Annotated in this window: 2 pseudogenes; both read right to left on the bottom strand. The window is 60.3% G+C overall.

Going from position 1 to position 573, the window contains the following annotated elements:
* Nucleotides 1–239: pseudogene (locus C451_RS24160) on the bottom strand (transposase); the annotation flags it as partial.
* Nucleotides 240–371: 132 nt separating this feature from the next.
* A pseudogene (locus C451_RS24595) lies at nucleotides 372–573 on the bottom strand (IS4 family transposase); the annotation flags it as partial.

The following is a 573-nucleotide window of genomic DNA, read 5'->3' as shown; positions in this document are numbered from 1 at the left end:
ATGAAACACTCAACTGCTGCCTCCCGTCGCACCGTCATTTCGTCCAACTCGAACACTGATTTCAGCTCGTCGATGACCGTTTCCACGCTCCAGCGGTTGCTGTACAGCGCCGCAAGTTCTCGCGGCGCGAACGCGTCTGCTGGGAGATTCGTCGCATACAGGTGATAGTCGTGATCGGCTTCGACCTCCTCCGTTCGGTGATCGTCCTCGTCGTCTTCGTGGCGGACGCCGACGACTCGAACATCGTACGGAAGGTGCGGATCGTCTCGNCGTTCGGTGATCGTCCTCGTCGTCTTCGTGGCGGACGCCGACGACTCGAACATCGTACGGAAGGTGCGGATCGTCTCGATCCGCACCGACCGTCCCCGTTGAATCGATGATTTGCCGATAGAGGTCGGGCAGCACCTCCTGGAGGTGGCTGCCCTCCAGATCGATCGTATCACCACACCAGGTGCGGAGTTCGTCGATGATTTCGGGGTTGGCGTCGACGTTGAGCCGGCTCACGAACCAGCCGCCATTGCGGTCGATCCGTGCTAACCTCGCGTAGTCGAGGTAGCCGAGATCGAACAGGAC

Source organism: Halococcus thailandensis JCM 13552, from assembly GCF_000336715.1.
Taxonomy (GTDB): Archaea; Halobacteriota; Halobacteria; order Halobacteriales; family Halococcaceae; genus Halococcus; species Halococcus thailandensis.
This window is presented reverse-complemented; position numbering and strand designations above follow the sequence as displayed.